The sequence below is a fragment of the Kibdelosporangium aridum genome, from assembly GCF_900176515.1.
In the GTDB taxonomy this organism is placed as follows: domain Bacteria; phylum Actinomycetota; class Actinomycetes; order Mycobacteriales; family Pseudonocardiaceae; genus Kibdelosporangium; species Kibdelosporangium aridum.
Map to the genome: position 1 here is coordinate 119,686 of NZ_FWXV01000006.1, position 18,277 is coordinate 137,962.

Sequence of the window (18,277 nt, forward strand, 5' to 3'; positions counted from 1 at the left end):
CCCAGCACAGCGTCGCGCTCATGCGACGTAGCTGCCCAAAGCGAGGAGAAGGCATGAGCGCTTTCAAGAGCCTGTCCATCGCGGGTGCCAAGGGGTTCATCCGGGACAAGGCGGCGGTCTTCTTCATCCTGTTGTTCCCGTTGATGTTCCTGGTCATCTTCGGCCTGCTGTTCCGGGACTCGGGCACTGACAAGATCAAGCTCGGGGTGGTCGGCAACGGCCCGGTCGTGCAGTCGCTGAACCAGGTTCCGGTCGTCGAGGTGCAGCGGTTCGACACCGAGGCCGCGGCTGTCGAAAAGGTGAAGTCCGGTGACCTGCCCGGTGCGGTGATCGAGAACGGCGCTGGCGTCCAGCTCCGGTTCGCCGCGAGCGACCAGAACCAGTCCGGGATCGTCAACGGCCTGGTATCCAGTGTGGTCGACAAGGCCAACATCACCGCCACCGGTCAGCAGCCCCGGTTCACCTTCCAGTCCAGCCAGGTCGAGGACGATTCGCTCAGCCCGATCCAGTACCTGACACCGGGCATCCTGAGCTGGGCGGTGGCGTCGGCCGGTGTCTTCGGCGCGGCGATGACGTTCGTGCAGTGGCGCAAGAAGCAGGTGTTGCGGCGCCTCTGGCTGGCGCCGGTGTCGCCCGCGGCCGTGCTGATGTCCCGGGTCGGCGTGACGTTGGGGATCGCGATCGCGCAGGCCGTGGTGTTCGTCGGCATTGCGAGCCTGCCGATTTTCGGCCTGAAACTGGCCGGCACCTGGTGGTTGTCCATCCCGATCTTCTTGTTCGGCATGCTCGCGTTCTTCGCCATGGGCATGCTGATCGGCGCGTTCGCCAAGACCGAGGAGGCGGCGAACGGTGCGGCGCAGATCGTGGTGCTGCCGATGGCGTTCCTGTCCGGCACGTTCTTCCCGATCGAGCGGGCACCCGGCTGGTTGCAGACCGTGTCGCAGATCTTCCCGTTGCGGCACATGAACACCGGTATCCAGGATTTCCTGGTCCGAGGCAAGGGGTTCGAGGCGTTACTGGTGCCCAGCGCCGTCCTGATCGGTTTCACCCTGGTGATCGGGTTTGTCGCGACCCGCGTTTTCCGGTGGGACAGCTAAGGCGAAGCTGACCGCGGCGGCGAGGCTCATCCGGGCGCCCTGGTCGAAGGCGGCGTCGAACTCGGCGTCGCCCAAGGCCTGCCTGCCCTGCTCGGCTCGGCGCTGCAGGGCGTCGTCGATGCGGGGAAGGTCCGGACCGACATGCGGTTCGATCTGGCTGATGACGCCGAGCAACGCGGCGACCCGGCTGTCGTCACCGGTTGTCAGGGCGAGCAGACAGACCGCGGCGGCGACGCCGAGCAGGTCGTGACGGGAGTCCTTGATCCGCAAGGACTCCCGGGCCAGCGCGGTGGCCGCAGCCAGTTCACCTTTGCCAGCCGACACAACGCCGACGGCGAGCAGAACGTAGGCCAGTGACCATTTCTCGCCGTTGTTTTCGCAGATCTCCAGAGCTTCCCGGCAGAGTGTCCCCGCACCGGGCAGATCGCCTTCGAGCACAAGCGCAACGGCACGCGCGACCATGGCCATGATCAGAGTGGCATCCGGATCGCGGTGCCCGGCCGTGACCTGCTCAAGCAGTGCCGAGGCCGTTGCCACGTTGCCATCCAGGAGTTCCGTCATACCCAGCGCGTATGTCGCGTGGACGAGTGACGCTTCATCCGCCTCGGCATCCACCTGCGCCAGCAGTTGCCGAGCGGCTTCCGTCTTGCCCTGCAGTGCGGTGACGTATCCGTTGACCCATAAGGCTTTCCATCGGTCGGTGGTGACCTGCCGGGTCGCTGAGAGGCCCCAGTCCAGCCAGTGCTGGGCTTCGGCGAGCAACCCGTTGCCGACCCAGTGGAACCACAACGCGCCCGCCAGCCGCAGCCCGGCCGCGGCCTCGCCTGGCTCGGTCAAGCAGAACTCCAGTGCCGCACGGAGATTCGCGTGATCGAGGCGGGTACGTGCGGACAGCTCGGCCTGCGCCGCGCCGAACCACTGCTGTTCCCGCTGCTCCGCCACGGTCAAGTACCAGTTGCGGTGGCGTCTTCGGACCAATGGCTGCTCACCGGCCTGCCACAACTGCTCCCTGCCGTATTGGCGCAGCGTCTCGGGTAATCGGAACCGAGCCGGGCCATGGGCATCCGCCCGGACCAGGATGGCCTTGTCCACCAGGCCGTCGAGTACGTCCAACACCGTGTCCAGCGGGATGTCGTTGTACCCGGCGCAGACGTTCTCCACCGCCACCAGGTCGAAGGTGTCCTCGAACACGGACATCCGCCGCCACATCAGTCGCTCGGCGGGCGAGCAGAGTTCGTAGCTGAAGTCCACAATGGCCCGTACGGCCGGTTTGACCCGGATCATGCTGTCCAACCGGGTGACCAGGTCCGGCAGCGGGAGCTCACGCAGCTGGGCCGCGGCCAGTTCAAGCGCCAACGGAACGCCTTCGAGCCGGCAACACAAGGAGATGACGTCCTTGCGGTTGTCGTCGGTCAGCTCGAAACCGTTGGGAACCCGTTGCACGAACAGGGCGACGGCCGGAGCGTCGTCTTCGTCGGGTTCTGGTACAGGCAACGGCCGCACGTCATAGATCTGCTCGGTCTCGATGTGCAGCGGGACTCTGCTCGTCACCAGGATCCGCAGGCCCGGCGCGGCGTGCAGCAACGTGTCGACGAAAAGCGCGCACGCGGGCGCGACTTGTTCGCAGTTGTCCAGCACGAGCAACGCGACTTTGGATGCGAAGTGCTCGGCGAGCACCGTCGTCATGCTCCGGCCCGACTGGTCGTGCAGCTCCAACGCGTCCGCGACGGTGTGCGCGAACAGGCCGAAATCGTGCAGTGCGGCCAGTTCGGTGAACCAGACCCCGTCCGGGTACGAGGATTGGTTGCACTGCGCCACTTGTGCCGCCAGCGTGGACTTGCCGACTCCGCCGACGCCGGTCAGCGTGGCCATCCGGCCGTTGGCCAGCAGCCACGTCACCTCTTCGACGTCGGTGTCCCGGCTGATCACACTGGCCGTCTCCGGCTCGGCGGCCGATGGTTCGCCCGGCAGGTCGATGGCCGGATCACTGTCGTGAATGGCGGTTTCGAGCTCGTTGAGCAGCGCCGTGACCTCGGCATGCGGTCGTGCCATCAGCACGTTCTCCCGAATGCCCAGCAAAACGCCCGTCAGCCGCGCGCATTCGGCGTGCGCCCACGGAGTTGGCACGCAGCCGGCGAGCGGTTTACCACGCCATAACTTCGCGGCATCGGCGAGAGTCCGTGCCACTTGGGCGAAATCACCCGCGTTGAGATGGCGGCGCCCCATCCGTGCCAGTGTTTCGAAGCGTACGGAGTCGACGCACGTCGGCGCGACCGTCAGCCGATAGCCGGATCCTTCGGTGGTGATCAGGCCGTCGAGCCCGGCTGCCCGTAGCTCACGGCGCAGCCGCGCGACGTGGCTGTGCAGTGTCTTCACCGCGGTGATGGGGAAGGCCTCGCCCCACAACGCCTCGATCAGGTCGTGGATCGGCACCTGCTCGCCTGGTGTTGCGGCCAGCCGGGCCAGCAAGGTCCGCTGGTCACTGCCGTTCACCGCGACCGGGCCCGCCGGGGTGGCCAATCGAACCGGACCGAGGAGCAGAACAGCGACGTCGTCCCGCATGAGGGCCTTCCTGATGCCGGAAATGGAAGGCTTGTGACACAACCATTGCAGTGGCATCAGGGCTAGGGCCGAACAAGTGACGCGGCTACCCGTTCGAGTGAAGCGTGGTCGGCGGTTTACCAAGCAGGGCAACGGTATGACGCCTGCTCCCGCGCACGGCGCGGAAGCAGGCGGGTGAGTCAGCGACCCCGGCTGGTCAGCTTCTTGAGGTGCAACGGAAGCGTCAGCACGAAGCTGACGATGGCCACGATGATCGCGCCGAGGAAACCGGCCCAGAACCCGGTGACCTCGAAGGGCAGGTCGAGCTCGCCGGCGACCCAGCCGGTGAACCAGAACAGCAGGCCGTTGACCACGAGTCCGATCAGGCCGAGCGTGAGGATGTAAACCACGCAGCCGGCGATCTTGGCTATCGGCTTGAGGATCAGGTTCACCAGGCCGAACAGCAGGGCGACGCCGATCAGCGTGCCGATGCGGGCCAGCGCGGACCCGGTGAGCAGGTTGATCCCCGGCAGGATGGTCGCCGCCCAGACGGCGACGGCCGAGGCTAGTACTCGATAGACGAATTCCACGCCGGACACCCTCTCATCTCACCGCCGACTTCGCCGATCTTGTCGTGTTTTGCCCCGGGATGAGGCATTTCGCTATGCCTACTGTGGACACGGTAGGGGTGCGATACCGCGATTGTCGTATGCCATCCGGGGTTGTTGGCCGTACTTTGATGGAGTGAGCGTTGCGGTTTTCCTCGCCGTGACCGCTGGGGCGGTGGTGGCACTCAAGTTCGGCCTGACAGCGTGGGCTTCGGCCGTTGTCCTGCTTGTGGCGTTGTTCCTCGGTATTTCCGTCGGTCGACGGACCGTCGTTGTCACTGTTGTGGTTGCGCTCGCCGGATTTGCGGTTGCTGTCAGCTTTGTCGTGGAGTCCTGGTGGGCTGGGATTGGTCCGATGATCCCGGCGGCGTTGGTGACCGGAGCGGCCGTCGGCGACGCCATCCGCAGCAGGCGGGAACTCGCATCCGCCCGTGCGGAACGCATCCGCAGGGACGAGCGGCTGCGGATCGCGCAGGACGTGCACGACATGGTCGCCCAGCACGTCGCCGTGGTGAACGTCCAGGCGGGCGCGGCCGCTCATCTGCTGAAAAGCAACCCGGACAAGGCAGCTGAAGCGCTTGAGCACGTCACCACGACCAGCGCCAAAGTGCTCGACGAACTCGGGTCGCTGCTGGGCGTGCTGCGTGATCCGGTCCTTGATCTGGAAAGCCTGCTCGACGACCGCGTCGAGGTGACCGTGATCGGCGAACGCAGACCACTACCCGCGACTGTGGACGTGACGGTCTACCGGGTCGTCCAGGAATCCCTTGCCAACGCAAGGAAATACGGGACCGGATGGGTGCAGCTGAGCATGGAGTACCAACCGGACCAACTCGTCATCGAGGTCCGTAACGAACGTTCCGGTACGAATGCGCGCGGCACCGGGCACGGCCTGATCGGAATGCGCGAACGCGTGGCCCTCGTCGACGGGAAGCTCAGTGCGGGCCCGGAAGGCAAGCACTTCGTGGTCCGGGCGGTGCTGTGACGATCAGGGTGGTGCTGGCCGACGACCAGGAGCTGATCAGGGCGGGGTTCCGGGCGATCATCGAGACGTGCGACGACATCTCGGTCGTCGGCGAGGCCGCCAACGGTGTGCAAGCCGTCCAGTTGGCGCCCAGGGCGGACGTCGTGCTGATGGACGTCAGGATGCCGGAGATGGACGGATTGGCCGCCACCCGGGAGATCTGCGCCAAGCACGAGCACGTCCGCGTGCTCATCCTGACCACGTTCGAGCTGGACGAGTACGTCTTTCAGGCACTGCGCGCCGGGGCCAGCGGGTTTCTCGGCAAGAACATGGGACCGGCCATGCTGCTGGAGGGGATCCGGATGGTCGCGGGCGGCGAGGCACTGTTGTCCCCGAAGGCCACCAAGGGCCTGATCACCCGCTTTCTCGCGCAGCCCGCGGTCGTGGACGGCGCGGTGCCGGAGAAGCTCAGCCTGCTGACCGGCCGCGAGCTGGAAATCGTCACGTTCGTCGCAAATGGACTGTCCAATGACGACATCGCTGGCCGGCTGTTCCTGTCGCCTGCGACGGTGAAGACGCACCTCAACCGGGCCATGGTCAAGCTCGGTGCCCGGGACCGCGCTCAGGTCGTCGTGCTCGCGTACCAATCTGGCCTGGTGCGGTAGCTCCAAGAGCCCGCGGTGGGTGGATGCCCGTTACGACCCGGTTTGTCCACTCTGCCGGTGTGACGAAGAAACTGCGGCAGGCGCTGGTCCTGCTCCATCTGATGACCGCTTTCGGCTGGTTCGCGGCCACGGTTGCGGTGTTGTTGCTGACCGCGCACGGTCAGGTCGAAGCCGCACTGCTGGTGGACGACCGGCTGCTCGCGGACTGCTCGTTCATGACCGTCTACACCGGACTGATGTTGGCGGCGAACTGGGGCTTCACCCGGTTCTGGTGGATCACGGTGAAGCTCGTGACCACGATCGGTCTCGCACTCGGCGGGCGCGCCTTGTTCCACGACGGCATGTTCGTGGCGGGCGGTGTCCTGATGGTCGCCGCGATCGCCGCGCTGGCCTGGATCGGGCGGATGAAGCCGTGGGGACAGCTCAGGCCGCACGTCCAGGCCAAGCCGTGGCGCCACCCGGCGATCTACGTGGTGATCCTGGCGACGCCGGTGCTCGACTACGTCACCGGACTGCCGCTGCAGGCGATCCCCGCAGCGGCAGTACTAGTACTGGCGTCTAGAACAGCGCGCTGGCCAGGTCGCGGCGTGCTTTCGCGACCCGGGGGTCGTCGGTAGGGAAGAGCCCGAACAGCTCGACCAGGTGCGACCGAACCTTGTCCCGGTCCTCGCCCGACGTGTTGCGGACGGTGTTGATCAGCCGGGCGAAGGCCTCGTCGACCTGCTGCATCGCCACCTGCACGTCGGCCGCGGCGAGCTGCGCCTCGACGTCCGACGGGTCGGCGTCCGCCTTGCCGATGGCCGACGGGTCCGCCGACTCCGCGCGAGCGGTGAACTTCACCTGCGCGAGGGCGGCCTTGACCTCCTCGTTGCCCGGCTCGACGTCCAGGATCTGCTGGTACGCCTGCTCGGCCGCGGCGTAGTCGCCACGCTCGAGTGCGTCTTCGGCAGCGATGATCCGCGGGTCGGTCGGCTCCTCGTACACCTCTTCGACGCCACCCTGCGCACCGGCCTCGGCGGCCGCGATGCCGGGCAGCCGGTCGCGCAACGCGTCCAGCAACGCGCCGATCCACTGCCGGATCTGCGGCTCGGGCTGGGCGCCGGAGAACGCGTCGACCGGCTGGCCGCCCGCGATCGCCACGATCGTCGGGATCGACTGCACGCCGAACAACTGCGCGATCCTGGGGTTGGCGTCGACGTCCACCCTTGCCAGCACCCATGCGCCGCCACCGGCGTTGGCCAGCCGCTCGAGCACCGGGGAGAGCTGCTTGCACGGGCCACACCATTCGGCCCACAGGTCGACGACCACCGGGACCTGGAGCGAACGCTCGACCACGTCCGCCTGGAATGTCGCTTCGGTGACGTCGAAGACGAACGGGCCGCTTGCCGCGGGCGTGTCGCCGCCCGCAGGAGCCGCCGCAGGCTTGCTGGGCGCCTGCCGTGCGGCATCCGCCCGCGCCTTGAGCGCCGACAGGTCGACGGCGCCGGACAGAGCCGCTGACATGGCGGCCGTCTGACGTGGATTTGGCCTTGTCACATATCTATCCTGGCACGTTCCGCGGGCTCGGTCAGGGCGGGCCGCCCCACAGTGCCCGGTGTGCGCAGTGCCACAACCGCCGCGAGCGCGACGAGCCCGGCCGCGACGAGATATCCCACCTGATAGCCGGCTATCCCGGCGCCCACAGCCGTGGCGATGCCCGTGATCACCGCCATACCCGCGGCGGTACCCAGCTCTTGGGACGTGTTGAGCACGCCGGACGCCAGGCCTTGGTCATCGGCCGCGACGCCGGTGGTCGCGGTGATCATGGTCGGGGCGAACGCGAGGCCGTTGCCCGCGGCCACCGCGAGCAGGCCGGGCAGGACATCCGCGAAGTAGTTGCCGTTGCTGTCGATCAACGCGAGATACGCCATCCCGGCCGCACTCAGCAACGCCCCGCACAGCATGAGGTTGCGTGCGCCGAGCTTGCCGACCAGCCGCCCTGCCACCGGTGACACGAGCAGTACGACCACAGTGACCGGCGCGAACCCGAACCCGACCGCCATCGGTGAGTAGTCGAGCGTGCCCTGCAGGTAGAGCGTGCTGAAGAACAGCGTCGCCGCGGTCGTGCCCGCGATCAGGGCCAGCACGATGTTGCCTGTCCGCACGGCTTTGTTGCCGACGAGCGCCCGCACGGCCGCGCGAATCGGCGAGCCACCACGGCTCTCGGTGAGCACACGGGCGGCGATCAGCATGCCTGCGACACCGATCGGGATGTTGATCAGGAAGATCGACCGCCAGCCGAGGAATTCGGTCAGCACACCGCCGATGAGCTGGCCGGATATCGCTCCGACCGAGCCCGTCGCGCCCCAGAACCCCAAGACCCGGTTGCGTTTCTCGCCTTCTTCGAACATCGCCGTCACCAGGGCGAGTGTGTTCGGCGACACCATCGCCGCCCCGACGCCTTGCAGCGCACGTGCGGCGAAGAGCTGCCACGGTGTCTGCGCGATCGCCGCCAGTGCGGAAGCGAGCGTGAACACCCCGAGCCCGATCTGGAAGACACGCAGCCTGCCGTACACGTCACCGGCTCGTCCGCCCGCGATCAGCAGCAGGCCGAACGTGAGCGTGTACAGCACGCCTGCCAGCGCGAGCTGGCCTTCGGCAATCGCCAGGCCCTGCTGGATCGACGGTAAGGCGACGTTCAGCACGACCACGTCCACGATCAGCATGAACTGCGCTCCGCAGAGCACCCCCACAGCGAGTTTCATGATCCCTCCCATTGATTTCTACACCGTAGAGAAGAGATACTCTACGCCGTAGAGATGCGCAAGGAGCGGAATGCCGAAACGGACGCTGACCAGGGAGAAGATCCTGTCGGCCGCACTGGAGCTGATTGACGAGGCCGGGCTGGAGGCGCTGTCGATGCGGCGGCTGGGCCAGCACCTCGGGGTCGACCCGATGGCCGTGTACCACCACATCCCGAACAAGGACGAACTGCTGCGCGGCGTGGTGGTGGACGTGTTCTCGCGGATGCCGGTGCCGGTCTGCACGGGCACCTGGCAGGAGCAAGTGCTTGATTGGGCACGGGCCTACCGTGACCTGGCGTTGGCGCACCCGAACCTGGTGCTGCGCATCGTGACCGACGCCCGTGCGGTGTCTGTCGCCGCCGCGCGCATCAACGAACCGCTGTACGCGGCGTTGGAAGCGGGCGGGTTGTCACCGCGGGAAGTTGTCGGTGCTGTCGGGCTGATCGTCGACTACGTCAACGGTTACGCGCTGGCTGTGTCGTCCGCGAAGGACGCGTCGGACACGTTCATGGCCGAGTTGGCGAGCCTGCCTGCCGAACAGTCGGCGGTCCAGCTCCGAACCCTCCGCGACCCGGAGGCTTCGAAGCTGGATCACTTCGAGTACGCGCTGTCGGTGATGGTGGCAGGGCTTACGACAGCTCCTTGACGACATTGATGTCCATGGGGTTCTGGCGCATCGATTCGTTCTGCTCGCCCAACGACCGGGCGAGGGGTGTCATCAGCTCGACGAGCCGTTCTGTCTTCGCTTGACCAAGCGCTTGCCACGGAGCCTCGGCGGCCTCGTCCGTCCGGCGTTCGATGTCCGCCCGCAGATCACGCCCGGCCTGCGTGACCGCTCCGCCCTGGACGAGACCACGGTCCTGCAGGCGTTGCTCGGCCATCGACCATTCCTCCTCAGACCAGCCACGAGCCGCCCGCATGTACGCGGGATCGACGCCGCGCTCGGTGGTGAACAGCACGAGCGTTTCGATCGGGTCCAATGGCGCCGCGACAAGGGCAGCCACGTGCCCGTCGCCTCGGGACTCCCGCAGCACGGTGGTGGCCTGCCACAGCTTCAGGTGCGGCTCGTCCGGCGCCGGGATGATCGCGTTCGCCGCGGCGAGCGGACGTCCGGCGGTGGGGGCGTTGCGGGCCGCTTCCTGGGCGAGTTCGGCGGCTTCGGACACGTCCACGTCGCCGAGCATCCTGCGCAGCGCGCCGTCGGCGCCCTTCAGCCGCGTCGCCAGGTACTGCTCGGGCGTGGCGACCTGCCACGCGTCCGGGATGGCGCGACAAACCATGCGTGGGTGGAAGTTGTAGAACGACGAGATGACCATCTCTGGCGCGACCGCGCCTAACGGGGCCGCCCGCATGCCGAAGTAACCCATCCATCCGCCCTTGCAGCCCAAGGCGTCGGTCGCTGCGCGGGACTCCGGCGTGAAGTACGTGACGTCGTGGTACGTCTCGAACAGCAGCCACATCCGCCGGCTGGTCAGCCGATTTTGATCAATCGGCAAGGTGCTGCTCCAGCCGTTCGACCTTGGCCGTGATCTGGCCGGTGTAACCGGGCCGGATGTCGGCCTTGAGGACAAGGCTCACCCGGGGCGCGTCGGCCTGCAGGACCTCGACCGCCCGCTTGACGACGGCCATGACCTCGTCCCATTCGCCCTCGATCTCGGTGAACATCGCGCTCGTCCGGTTGGGCAGACCGGACTCGCGGACGACCTTGACGGCCTGTGCGACCGCCTTGGCCACGCCATCGGACTCACCGCCGAGCGGAGAGACACTGAACGCCACCAGCATGTGGTACTCCTTTCCGCGTTGCTGTCCGTATGGATACCGCCTGGTAGCTTTCTGCGCCATGACGTCACGTCCGTTGCCGTTCGACCCGATCGCCCGTGCGGCCGAGATATGGGAGGAGCGCATCGGGCCGTCCGAGGCGATGGCGGCAGTCACCAGCGTGATGCGGGTCCAGCAGATCATCCAGTCGGCAGTCGACGGCGCGCTGCGCCCGCACGGCCTGACTTTCGCCCGCTACGAAGCCTTGGTGCTGCTGTCGTTCTCCAAACGGGGCAGCCTGCCTATGCGCGTGATGGGCGAACGGCTGCAGCTGCACCCGACGAGCGTGACGAACATTGTGGACCGCCTCGAAGCCGACGGCCTGGTGAAGCGGACCCCGCACCCCACCGACCGCCGCACGACGCTGACCGAGATCACCGAAGCGGGGCGGGAACGCCGGGAAGAGGCGACCAAAGCAGTCACCGAGATCGACTTCGGGCTGCGCGGCCTGACCTCCCGGCAGACCAGGCAACTGTCGGAACTGCTTGCCCGGGTGCGGAAATCGGTCGGCGACTTCACCGACTGAATGGTTGACTGCGGGACATGTCTTGGACAGCTCCCGAAGTGACCCGGGTCGACGGGCCCTTCGCCGGCGACGAACGTTCGGTTCTCCTGGGATTCCTGGAGTACCACCGCGCGACCTTCCTGTGGAAGTGCTTAGGCCTGACCGGCGAGCAGCTGGCCCGGCGAGCAGTCCCGCCGTCGCCGCTCTCCCTGCTGGGACTCGTCCGGCATCTCACCGACGTCGAGCTTTCCTGGTTCGTGCACCGGGTAGCGGGCAAGCCGGTCGAATTCCACTTCATCGACACCGATCCGGACGACCCGGACGTCGAGTTCACCAAGGCGACGGCCGAAACCGCGGCACAGGACTACACCAACCTGCTCGTCGCGTTGGACTCCGCGCGGGCCGCGTTGGCCGCGGTCTCCCTCGACCACACCTTCGAGCATCCGAAGCTGGGGACGATCAGCGCCCGTTGGGTGATCATGCACATGATCGAGGAATACGCGCGCCACAACGGCCACGCCGACTTCCTGCGTGAGCAGATCGACGGCGCGACCGGCGAGTGACTCAAGCGAACCGGGCGGTGCATTCCTTGGCGTTGACGTAACCGAGCCGGAAGGCCTCGACCCGGGCAAAGCCTGCCTTCACCGGATTGCCGTTGATGTCAGCGGCGATCAGGCTCTTGCCCATCAACATCTCGGCCACGGCCTCGTCGAGGTCACCGGGGGACAACCGGAGTTTGTTCTCGCCCGACGCCGCCGGTTTTTCCGCGACGTGCGCCCACGCGCCGGTCAGGCACGCGGTGCGCAGCGCGGCTTTCTCGTCGTCAAGGCTCAGGCCGACGGATTTCTGGATCGCCATCGTGTACCGGGACGCGATTTCCGCGAAAGCCGCGAAGTCGCCGATGCCGACACCGTCGGCGCCGGGCTCCTGGCCTCGTTTCGGCGGCGTGCCCAGCGAGGTCAGCTTGGCGAGGTCATAGGCGACCGTGTTGTCCTCGGGGCAGTACGCGACCGGCTCGGTCGCCTTCCCGCTCGGGCACTTCGAACCGTTGCCCTTCAGCTGCGGCAGCTGCGTACCACTGGTCGTGAAGGCCTCGTCCAGGCTGATCTTGATCTTGCGGACGTATTCCTCGTTCACCGGCAGGTTGCCGCGGCGGTAGTCGTCCTCGTCGAACTTCTGCTCGCTGATGCGGTCGTCGATCTCTTTCTGGTCCATCCGCGCGCACCGCTTCGGGCCGTTGGAAAAGCCCGTCTGGAACGCGAACACCCGGTCCCACGCCAGACCGTGCGCACCCTGCTTGTTCGCGTCGGTGCCTGCCGGGTCGCGGATGAAGAACATGGTCGCGAGCACCTTGTTGATGCCTTCGCCGGTGGAGATCTGGAACCGCTTGGAGTTGCCGTCGGCGATCCACCGGAAGAAGCTGCCGGCGTAGCAGTCGGCCTGCTGTTCCTTCACGATCGTCTTCGTGGCCTGCGTGATCCCGCTCTTGCCGCCGAGCTTGAACTGCACGGCGTGCCCGGTCTCGTGCGCGAGCACGGTCACCACGGACATCGGCCCGAACTGCTTGCTCAGCTCGGGCAACAGCACGCCGCGGTCCCAGGCGATGCTGTCGTCGAGACTGCAGTAGAACGCGTTCACCAGACCCGAAGTCGACGTCTGGCAAAGCCGGAGCGCCTTGCCCTTGGAGTCGTAGGAGACAAGCCGGGCGAGCGGCGTGAACTTCTGCCCCTCGAAGTCGGCGGGCATCCGCGCACCCCAGTACTCGTACAGGTCGGCGAGCGCCCCCAACGCCAGCTGGTCCATGTCGCCGTTGTCCGCGTTCTCGGCCGTCAAATCCACGCGCGGCGCGTTCTGCTTCGGCCCGCTGGGCACCGTGTCGTCGTTGGTCACCGCGAGACCCGCGACCGTGCCGGCGTCGATCTCACCCTCGGCTCTCGGCGTGCCCGGTATCGCTTTGGCGCAACTGACCAGCACAAGAACAACGACCGCGAGTGCAATGGGGAGATATGACCGCACGGTGGGCACCCTACTTGGCGGTCCAAACGGCCACACCGCAATCGGTCATATCGGCGTCATGCCAGGTTGCAGGACTTCAGCCCGTCGACTGCTCCCACGCGGAAGGCCGCGACACGTTCGAAGCCGGTCGCGGGCGCCTCGCCTTCGAGGTCCCGCGCCGGGTAGTCGAAGCCGAGCAGGACCTGGACGGCCTCGTCCAGGTCACCCGGCGACAACGCGAACACGTTGTTGCCAACCCGGTTGAGCAGGGACTTGCTGTACGCACCGGAAACGCACAGCGCCGAGCGTTGCGCCTCCGGGCCGGTGAGCGGCTTGTCCAGTGTGGCGAGCATGAGCATGGCGTAGCGGCTGCTGACGATCGTGCCGGTGGCCCAGTCGCCGATCTCGGAGTGCAGCTCGGCCAGCCTGCCCCTGGTCTGCATGTCGATCGTGCGGTCGTCCGGGCAGTACGCCACCGGGCCCTGATCGCCCCGGCTGCAGCGCGGGGTGCTGTTCACGCGGTCGAGTTTCGGCTTGGTCCACTGCTTGCCGAGCTTGGTCAGCTCGCTCTGCATGAACGCGTTGATGTCGGTTTCCAGCAGTTCGACCGTGTTGTCGAACGGCAGGTTGCCGCCGGTGGCCTCGTCTTTCTCGTCGAGGAACCCGCGCTGGGTGAAGGTCCGGTTGTCCACCGAGATCTCCGAGCAGAGCTGGGTGCCCTTCTCGAAACCGTCCTGGAACGCCGACACCCGGTCGAACGCGTCACCGTGCGCGCCTTGCGCGGTCTGTTCGGTGCCGACCGGGTCACGGAACAGCACCATCGCCTCGAGTGCGGGATCGATCGAGTCCCGGTCCAGCCGCAGCCGGTCGGCCTTGCCGTCGGACACCCAACGCACGAACGCGCCCGCGTAGCAGTCGGCCTGTGATTCCAGCAGGATCGTGGGGAACCGCTGCGGGTCGCTGCGCTGCGCGGACTGCGTGATTCCCGCGCGGCGCTGAACCGCGTGGCCCATTTCGTGCGCCAGCACCAACATCACCGACGCCTCGCCGAATCTGTTCTTCAGCACCGGCAACAACGCCACCCGGTCCCAGGCGATGATGTCGGCCGACGGGCAGTAGAACGCATTGCCTTCGACGTCCGAGGCCTGATCGGTGCACGGCGGCGCGGGCGCGGTCTTGTCACTCGTGTCCACCGAGTAGTACCCGCCGCGCAACGGCTGCCATGGCTTGTTGTCGAACGTTTTCGGGAACGCCTCCTGCCAGAACTTCTCGACGTCCTTGACCACGGTCCCGGCCAGCTTGTCGATCTCACCGCCGTCGGAGTTGTTGATGAACGTCGGGTCGACGTCGCTTTGCTGGTCGGGGTTGACCACACGGCCGGTGCCGAGGGCGACACCCTCCACTGTCACCGTGCACGCGGACAACACCAGGGCAAGGGCCAGCGCCGCACTGGCTACGCCGAAGGACCGAGTCACCCCACAAGTGTGCCTGTTGCCAGTGACCAAGGGGCGCCCGATCATGCGCCTGACCGATATCCACGCCCAAAAGTGCAGATCAAGTACGGAAGCGGTCCAGTGCCCTGATCTTGTTCGTGGCGTCGAGCGCGGCGACCTTGTACGCCTCCGACAGCGTCGGGTAGTTGAAGATCGCGTCCACCAGGTAGTCGACCGTGCCGCCGCAGCCCATCACGGCCTGCCCGATGTGCACCAGATCCGTCGCGCCAGTTCCGAACACGTGCACGCCGAGCAGCCGACGGTCCGTTGTGGACACCAGCAGCTTGAGCATCCCGTACGAGTCACCGGCGATCTGGCCGCGCGCGAGCTCGCGATACCGGGCCGTACCGATCTCGTACGGCACCGACGACGTGGTCAGCTCCGCCTCGGTCGCGCCGACGTAGGAGATCTCCGGAATCGTATAGATACCGATAGGTTGCAGCGCCCCGAGCTCGTGCGCCGGCTCACCGAACGCGTGGTACGCCGCCAGCCTGCCCTGGTCCATCGAAGTCGCGGCCAGTGCGGGGAAGCCGATCACGTCACCGACCGCGTAGATGTGGTCGACGCTCGTCTGGAAGTGCGGGCCGACCTCCAGCCTGCCGCGCTTGTCCGCCTCGAGACCGGCTTTCTCCAGATCGAGCGCCTCGGTCATGCCCTGGCGGCCGGCCGAGTACATCACCGCCTCGGCCGGGATCCGCTTGCCGCTGGCCAGAGTGGTGACGGTGGCCTGGTCGTTCACCGCGACGTCGACGACCTTCTCGCCGAACCGGAACGTCACCGCGAGGTCGCGCAGGTGGAACTTGAGCGACTCGATGATCTCCGGGTCGCAGAACTCCAGCATCCGTTCCCGCTGCTCGACCACGGTCACCCGGGAGCCGAGGGCGGCGAACATGGACGCGTACTCGATCCCGATCACGCCGGCGCCGACCACGACCAGCGAAGCGGGAATGGTCTCCAGCTGGAGGATCTCGTCCGAGTCGAGCACCCTGGCCTCGTCGAAGTCCACCGCGTTCGGCCGGGCCGGCTTGGTCCCGGTGGCGATCACGATCTTGTCGGCGCTGACCGTGGTCCGCGCCCGGCCCTCGACCGCGACGGTGTGCGGGTCGACGAACCTCGCGTGGCCGTCGAGCAGTTCGACGTGGTTGCGCAGCAACTGCGCGCGCACGACCTCGACCTCACGGCCGATCACATGCTGCGTGCGGGAGAGCAGATCGGCGATGGTGATGTCGTGTTTGACGCGATAACTCGCGCCGTACAGCTCACGCTGGTTCATACCCGTCAGGTAGAGCACTGCTTCGCGCAGCGTCTTGGACGGGATCGTCCCGGTGTTGACGCAGACGCCGCCGATCATGTCGTGCTTGTCCACGATGGCAACGCGTTTGCCCAGCTTGGCGGCGGCGATCGCGGCCTTCTGCCCACCAGGCCCCGAGCCGATGACGATCAAGTCGTAGTCGTGCGCAGTCACGCCTATAGCCTGCCTCATCCGTGGCCAGGTTGTACCCCACATGAGCGGTTCGGCCGGTCGGCTCCTGCGAATAGGCGACCAGTCGTGAACAGTTCACTGTGTCGTTCATAGTGAGGTTCTGATTGTTTGACAGTCGGTTATGTCACATAAATGACGTTGTTGACCATTGTTGATCGCAGGCAGTGGTGCCCGAATGCGGGCCTGAATGTGGTAGATCCGAATTCGTGCGCATATCGTCGCTGCGCGCACATCGATTCTCGGCGCATCGTCCTTATGCGAGCGCGGCGGTAGTACGCACGAATCCGTGGAAGCGCACCTGACACCAAGCGAGTGGTTGTCAGGGCAGGACACCCTGACAACCACTCGCAAGCGATCACCCGCAGGTGATGGTGGGGTTGGCCCAGTCGGCGTGGTCGTAGTTGATGGTGTCGCCGCCGTTGGTCACCACGAGTCTCAGTTGCTCGGCGTTGGCCAGTGAGCCGGATAGCTGCTTCGCGGCCATCGCGCCGGTCATCGTGCCGCTGTCGGCGATCGTCGTGCCGTCGGCGAACACTTGGAACACAACGGTTCCGTTCGATCCGGCGACTTCGTCATCGATGCCGACACTTGCGGAGAACGTGCTGCACGCGCGGCCAAGGTAGACCGACACCTCGCTGGCCGCGTGCACGCCGAGGCCTTTGGTGTACGTGGTTCCGTTGATGGTCAACGTTTTCCCGTCACCTGCGGGCCGCTCGCCGTTGCTGCGGTCCTTCTCCACCGGGCCCCATCCGTTGCTCGCGGTGTCCCAGCTGAGGTCCGAGACCTGATGCGTGCCCGCTGCGGGAGGTGTGCGCACGCCCTTGCTGACCCGGTACATCACGGTTCCGTGCGCCGGGACTGAAGCGCTGATCGCGCCTGTGGTCGACCGTGTCGACTTCGACCACAGGTCCTTGAGGTTGTAGGAGGACGACTGGCCGATGCCGATCGCCGACGCGGTCGTGCTGATGGTCTGCGTCGAGGAGTTGTTGTTGAACAACGCCACCGCGTAGTCCCCATTGGACAGTGGCTTTGCGATCACGTAGTTGTTGCCGGACACCGAGATCTGCTTGCCCTGGATGCCCAGCCGGTCCTGGTCGACGTCGATGACGTCCTTGTTCAGCAGCGTGGTGAAGTTCTCCTGGCTGACCTTGCGCAGGTCGGAACCGATCAGCAGCGGTGCGGCCATGATGGCCCAGAGGCTGAAGTGCGAGCGGTACTCGGTCGGCGTCATGCCGCCGTTGCCGACCTCCAACATGTCCGGGTCGTTCCATGCGCCTGGCTTGGCGTACTGGGCCAACGGCAGGTTCCGCTTGAAGATGTCGACCATCTTCGAGTACGTGTCGTTGATGTCACCCGTGGTGCGCCACAGGTTTCCGACGTTCTGCGCCCATTCCCACGGCTTGTTCTGGCCCCACTCGCAAATCGAGTACACGATCGGCCGCCCGGTCGCGGCGAGCGCGTCCCGCATCTTGGTGTAGCGCTGTTTCGCGTCCACGCCTTGGTTGTTGCAGTTGTCGTACTTCAGATAGTCGACACCCCAGGACGCGAACAGGTTGGCGTCACGCTGTTCGTTGTTCAAGCCGCCAGGGAAGCCCGCTGTGTTGCAGGTTTTCGTACCCGCGCTGGTGTAGATGCCGAACTTCAGGCCCTTTGAGTGGACGTAGTCGGCGACGAACTTGATGCCACGCGGGAAGCGCACCGGGTCAGGTTCGAGGTTGCCCTGGGCGTTGCGTTGCGGCTTGGCCCAGCAGTCGTCGATGTTCACGTACTGGTAGCCGACGTCTTTCAGGCCGCGTGAAACAAAGATGTCGGCCATGTCCATGACCATCTTCTCGTTGAACTCCGCGCGACAGTGCGTGGTGTTCCAGTTGTTGAAACCCATCGGAGGTGTGCGGGCGAGACCGTTCTCCAAGGCTTGCGCTGGAGCGGCCGTGATGACAGTGGTGGCCGCGACCGCGGTGATGACGAATGAGGCTGTTGTGGACAGTGCGGCGAGGGCCGCGACGAGTCTTCTGCGCATGGGCCGTCCCCTTGACTCGGCTGGCAGGTGCGGGGCGGCGACAATGCACCCGAGTTCACCACGAAAACTAGGCAGCGTGGAGGACGGCGTCAAGGGGGTGGACTAGACCAAGTGGGGGAAGTCGTCGGAGGTTTCGGGGGTCTTGGGTTGCTGCGGCGCGCTGTGGTTGCTGCGGCGCGCGCTCGGCTCCCGCGGCGCGCGCTGTGGTTGGGTCGGCGCTTTGGGTCACCGCGGCTCGCTCTGTGGTTGGTTCTGGCGCGCTCTTGGCTTGTTGCGGCGCGCGCTGTGGTTCTTTCGGCGCGCTC

General features: G+C 66.3%; 17 protein-coding genes. 7 read left to right on the forward strand and 10 right to left on the reverse strand.

Annotation, left to right across the window (positions count from 1 at the left end; genetic code table 11):
- Positions 1 to 53 precede the first annotated feature (53 nt).
- Positions 54 to 1,097: an ABC transporter permease gene (locus tag B9C43_RS31190; RefSeq protein ID WP_084430481.1), complete on the forward strand. Its 1,044-nt coding sequence runs from the start codon at positions 54 to 56 to the stop codon at positions 1,095 to 1,097.
- On the opposite strand, the gene B9C43_RS31195 is transcribed toward B9C43_RS31190, so the two are convergent.
- Positions 1,014 to 3,659: an AfsR/SARP family transcriptional regulator gene (locus B9C43_RS31195; RefSeq protein ID WP_160096794.1), complete on the reverse strand. Its 2,646-nt coding sequence runs from the start codon at positions 3,657 to 3,659 to the stop codon at positions 1,014 to 1,016. The genes B9C43_RS31190 and B9C43_RS31195 overlap by 84 nt on opposite strands.
- 179 nt (positions 3,660 to 3,838) lie before the next feature.
- Positions 3,839 to 4,228 (reverse strand): phage holin family protein, encoded by a 390-nt coding sequence (locus B9C43_RS31200; RefSeq protein ID WP_033393033.1) that lies wholly within the window; start codon positions 4,226 to 4,228, stop codon positions 3,839 to 3,841.
- Between the two features lie 154 nt (positions 4,229 to 4,382).
- Between B9C43_RS31200 and B9C43_RS31205 the strand changes: the two genes are divergently transcribed.
- Genes B9C43_RS31205 through B9C43_RS31215 form a run of 3 tightly spaced genes read left to right on the forward strand, consistent with a single transcriptional unit; the run spans position 4,383 to position 6,492 of the window.
- A complete protein-coding gene (locus B9C43_RS31205) occupies positions 4,383 to 5,231 on the forward strand; it encodes a sensor histidine kinase (RefSeq protein WP_143446723.1) in 849 nt (282 codons plus the stop codon).
- Positions 5,228 to 5,875 (forward strand): response regulator transcription factor, encoded by a 648-nt coding sequence (locus B9C43_RS31210; protein WP_033393027.1) that lies wholly within the window; start codon positions 5,228 to 5,230, stop codon positions 5,873 to 5,875. The genes B9C43_RS31205 and B9C43_RS31210 overlap by 4 nt, the downstream gene beginning before the upstream one ends.
- Positions 5,876 to 5,934: 59 nt before the next feature.
- Positions 5,935 to 6,492 carry a hypothetical protein gene (locus B9C43_RS31215; protein WP_084430484.1) on the forward strand — a complete coding sequence of 186 codons (558 nt, stop codon included), beginning with the start codon at positions 5,935 to 5,937 and terminating at the stop codon, positions 6,490 to 6,492.
- Here B9C43_RS31215 and B9C43_RS31220 read toward each other — a convergent pair.
- Together B9C43_RS31220 and B9C43_RS31225 are read right to left on the reverse strand one after the other, a co-directional pair.
- Positions 6,434 to 7,378, reverse strand: coding sequence for a tetratricopeptide repeat protein (locus B9C43_RS31220; RefSeq protein ID WP_143446724.1), 945 nt, complete (start codon positions 7,376 to 7,378; stop codon positions 6,434 to 6,436). The two genes, B9C43_RS31215 and B9C43_RS31220, sit on opposite strands and share 59 nt — an antisense overlap.
- 29 nt (positions 7,379 to 7,407) lie before the next feature.
- The gene (locus tag B9C43_RS31225; protein ID WP_200825774.1) at positions 7,408 to 8,619 is read right to left on the reverse strand and encodes an MFS transporter; all 1,212 of its coding nucleotides are present in this window, start codon (positions 8,617 to 8,619) and stop codon (positions 7,408 to 7,410) included.
- 70 nt (positions 8,620 to 8,689) lie between these two features.
- Here B9C43_RS31225 and B9C43_RS31230 point away from each other — a divergent pair, with 70 nt between their 5' ends.
- Positions 8,690 to 9,304 carry a TetR/AcrR family transcriptional regulator gene (locus tag B9C43_RS31230; RefSeq protein WP_084430487.1) on the forward strand — a complete coding sequence of 205 codons (615 nt, stop codon included), beginning with the start codon at positions 8,690 to 8,692 and terminating at the stop codon, positions 9,302 to 9,304.
- Here the strand turns inward: B9C43_RS31230 and B9C43_RS31235 are convergent.
- The gene (locus tag B9C43_RS31235) at positions 9,288 to 10,154 is read right to left on the reverse strand and encodes an SCO6745 family protein (protein ID WP_235038951.1); all 867 of its coding nucleotides are present in this window, start codon (positions 10,152 to 10,154) and stop codon (positions 9,288 to 9,290) included. The genes B9C43_RS31230 and B9C43_RS31235 overlap by 17 nt on opposite strands.
- Entirely contained in the window at positions 10,144 to 10,440 is a 297-nt protein-coding gene (locus B9C43_RS31240) for an MTH1187 family thiamine-binding protein (RefSeq protein WP_033393020.1), read from the reverse strand. Before B9C43_RS31240 ends, B9C43_RS31235 begins: the two co-directional genes overlap by 11 nt.
- Before the next feature lie 58 nt (positions 10,441 to 10,498).
- Between B9C43_RS31240 and B9C43_RS31245 the strand changes: the two genes are divergently transcribed.
- Complete coding sequence (locus tag B9C43_RS31245; protein ID WP_033393017.1) at positions 10,499 to 11,002, forward strand: MarR family winged helix-turn-helix transcriptional regulator; 504 nt, start codon at positions 10,499 to 10,501, stop codon at positions 11,000 to 11,002.
- 17 nt (positions 11,003 to 11,019) lie between these two features.
- Positions 11,020 to 11,544: a DinB family protein gene (locus B9C43_RS31250; RefSeq protein WP_084430489.1), complete on the forward strand. Its 525-nt coding sequence runs from the start codon at positions 11,020 to 11,022 to the stop codon at positions 11,542 to 11,544.
- A gap of 1 nt (position 11,545) precedes the next feature.
- Here the strand turns inward: B9C43_RS31250 and B9C43_RS31255 are convergent, their stop codons facing one another.
- The 4 genes from B9C43_RS31255 to B9C43_RS31270 form a co-directional block, all read right to left on the reverse strand.
- The gene (locus B9C43_RS31255; RefSeq protein WP_084430779.1) at positions 11,546 to 12,997 is read right to left on the reverse strand and encodes a neutral zinc metallopeptidase; all 1,452 of its coding nucleotides are present in this window, start codon (positions 12,995 to 12,997) and stop codon (positions 11,546 to 11,548) included.
- Between the two features lie 56 nt (positions 12,998 to 13,053).
- Positions 13,054 to 14,451 carry a neutral zinc metallopeptidase gene (locus B9C43_RS31260; protein WP_235038952.1) on the reverse strand — a complete coding sequence of 466 codons (1,398 nt, stop codon included), beginning with the start codon at positions 14,449 to 14,451 and terminating at the stop codon, positions 13,054 to 13,056.
- A gap of 79 nt (positions 14,452 to 14,530) precedes the next feature.
- A complete protein-coding gene (gene sthA / locus B9C43_RS31265; protein WP_407657135.1) occupies positions 14,531 to 15,934 on the reverse strand; it encodes a Si-specific NAD(P)(+) transhydrogenase in 1,404 nt (467 codons plus the stop codon).
- A 373-nt stretch (positions 15,935 to 16,307) separates the two neighbouring features.
- Positions 16,308 to 17,972 carry an NPCBM/NEW2 domain-containing protein gene (locus tag B9C43_RS31270; protein ID WP_084430491.1) on the reverse strand — a complete coding sequence of 555 codons (1,665 nt, stop codon included), beginning with the start codon at positions 17,970 to 17,972 and terminating at the stop codon, positions 16,308 to 16,310.
- Positions 17,973 to 18,277: the final 305 nt, after the last annotated feature.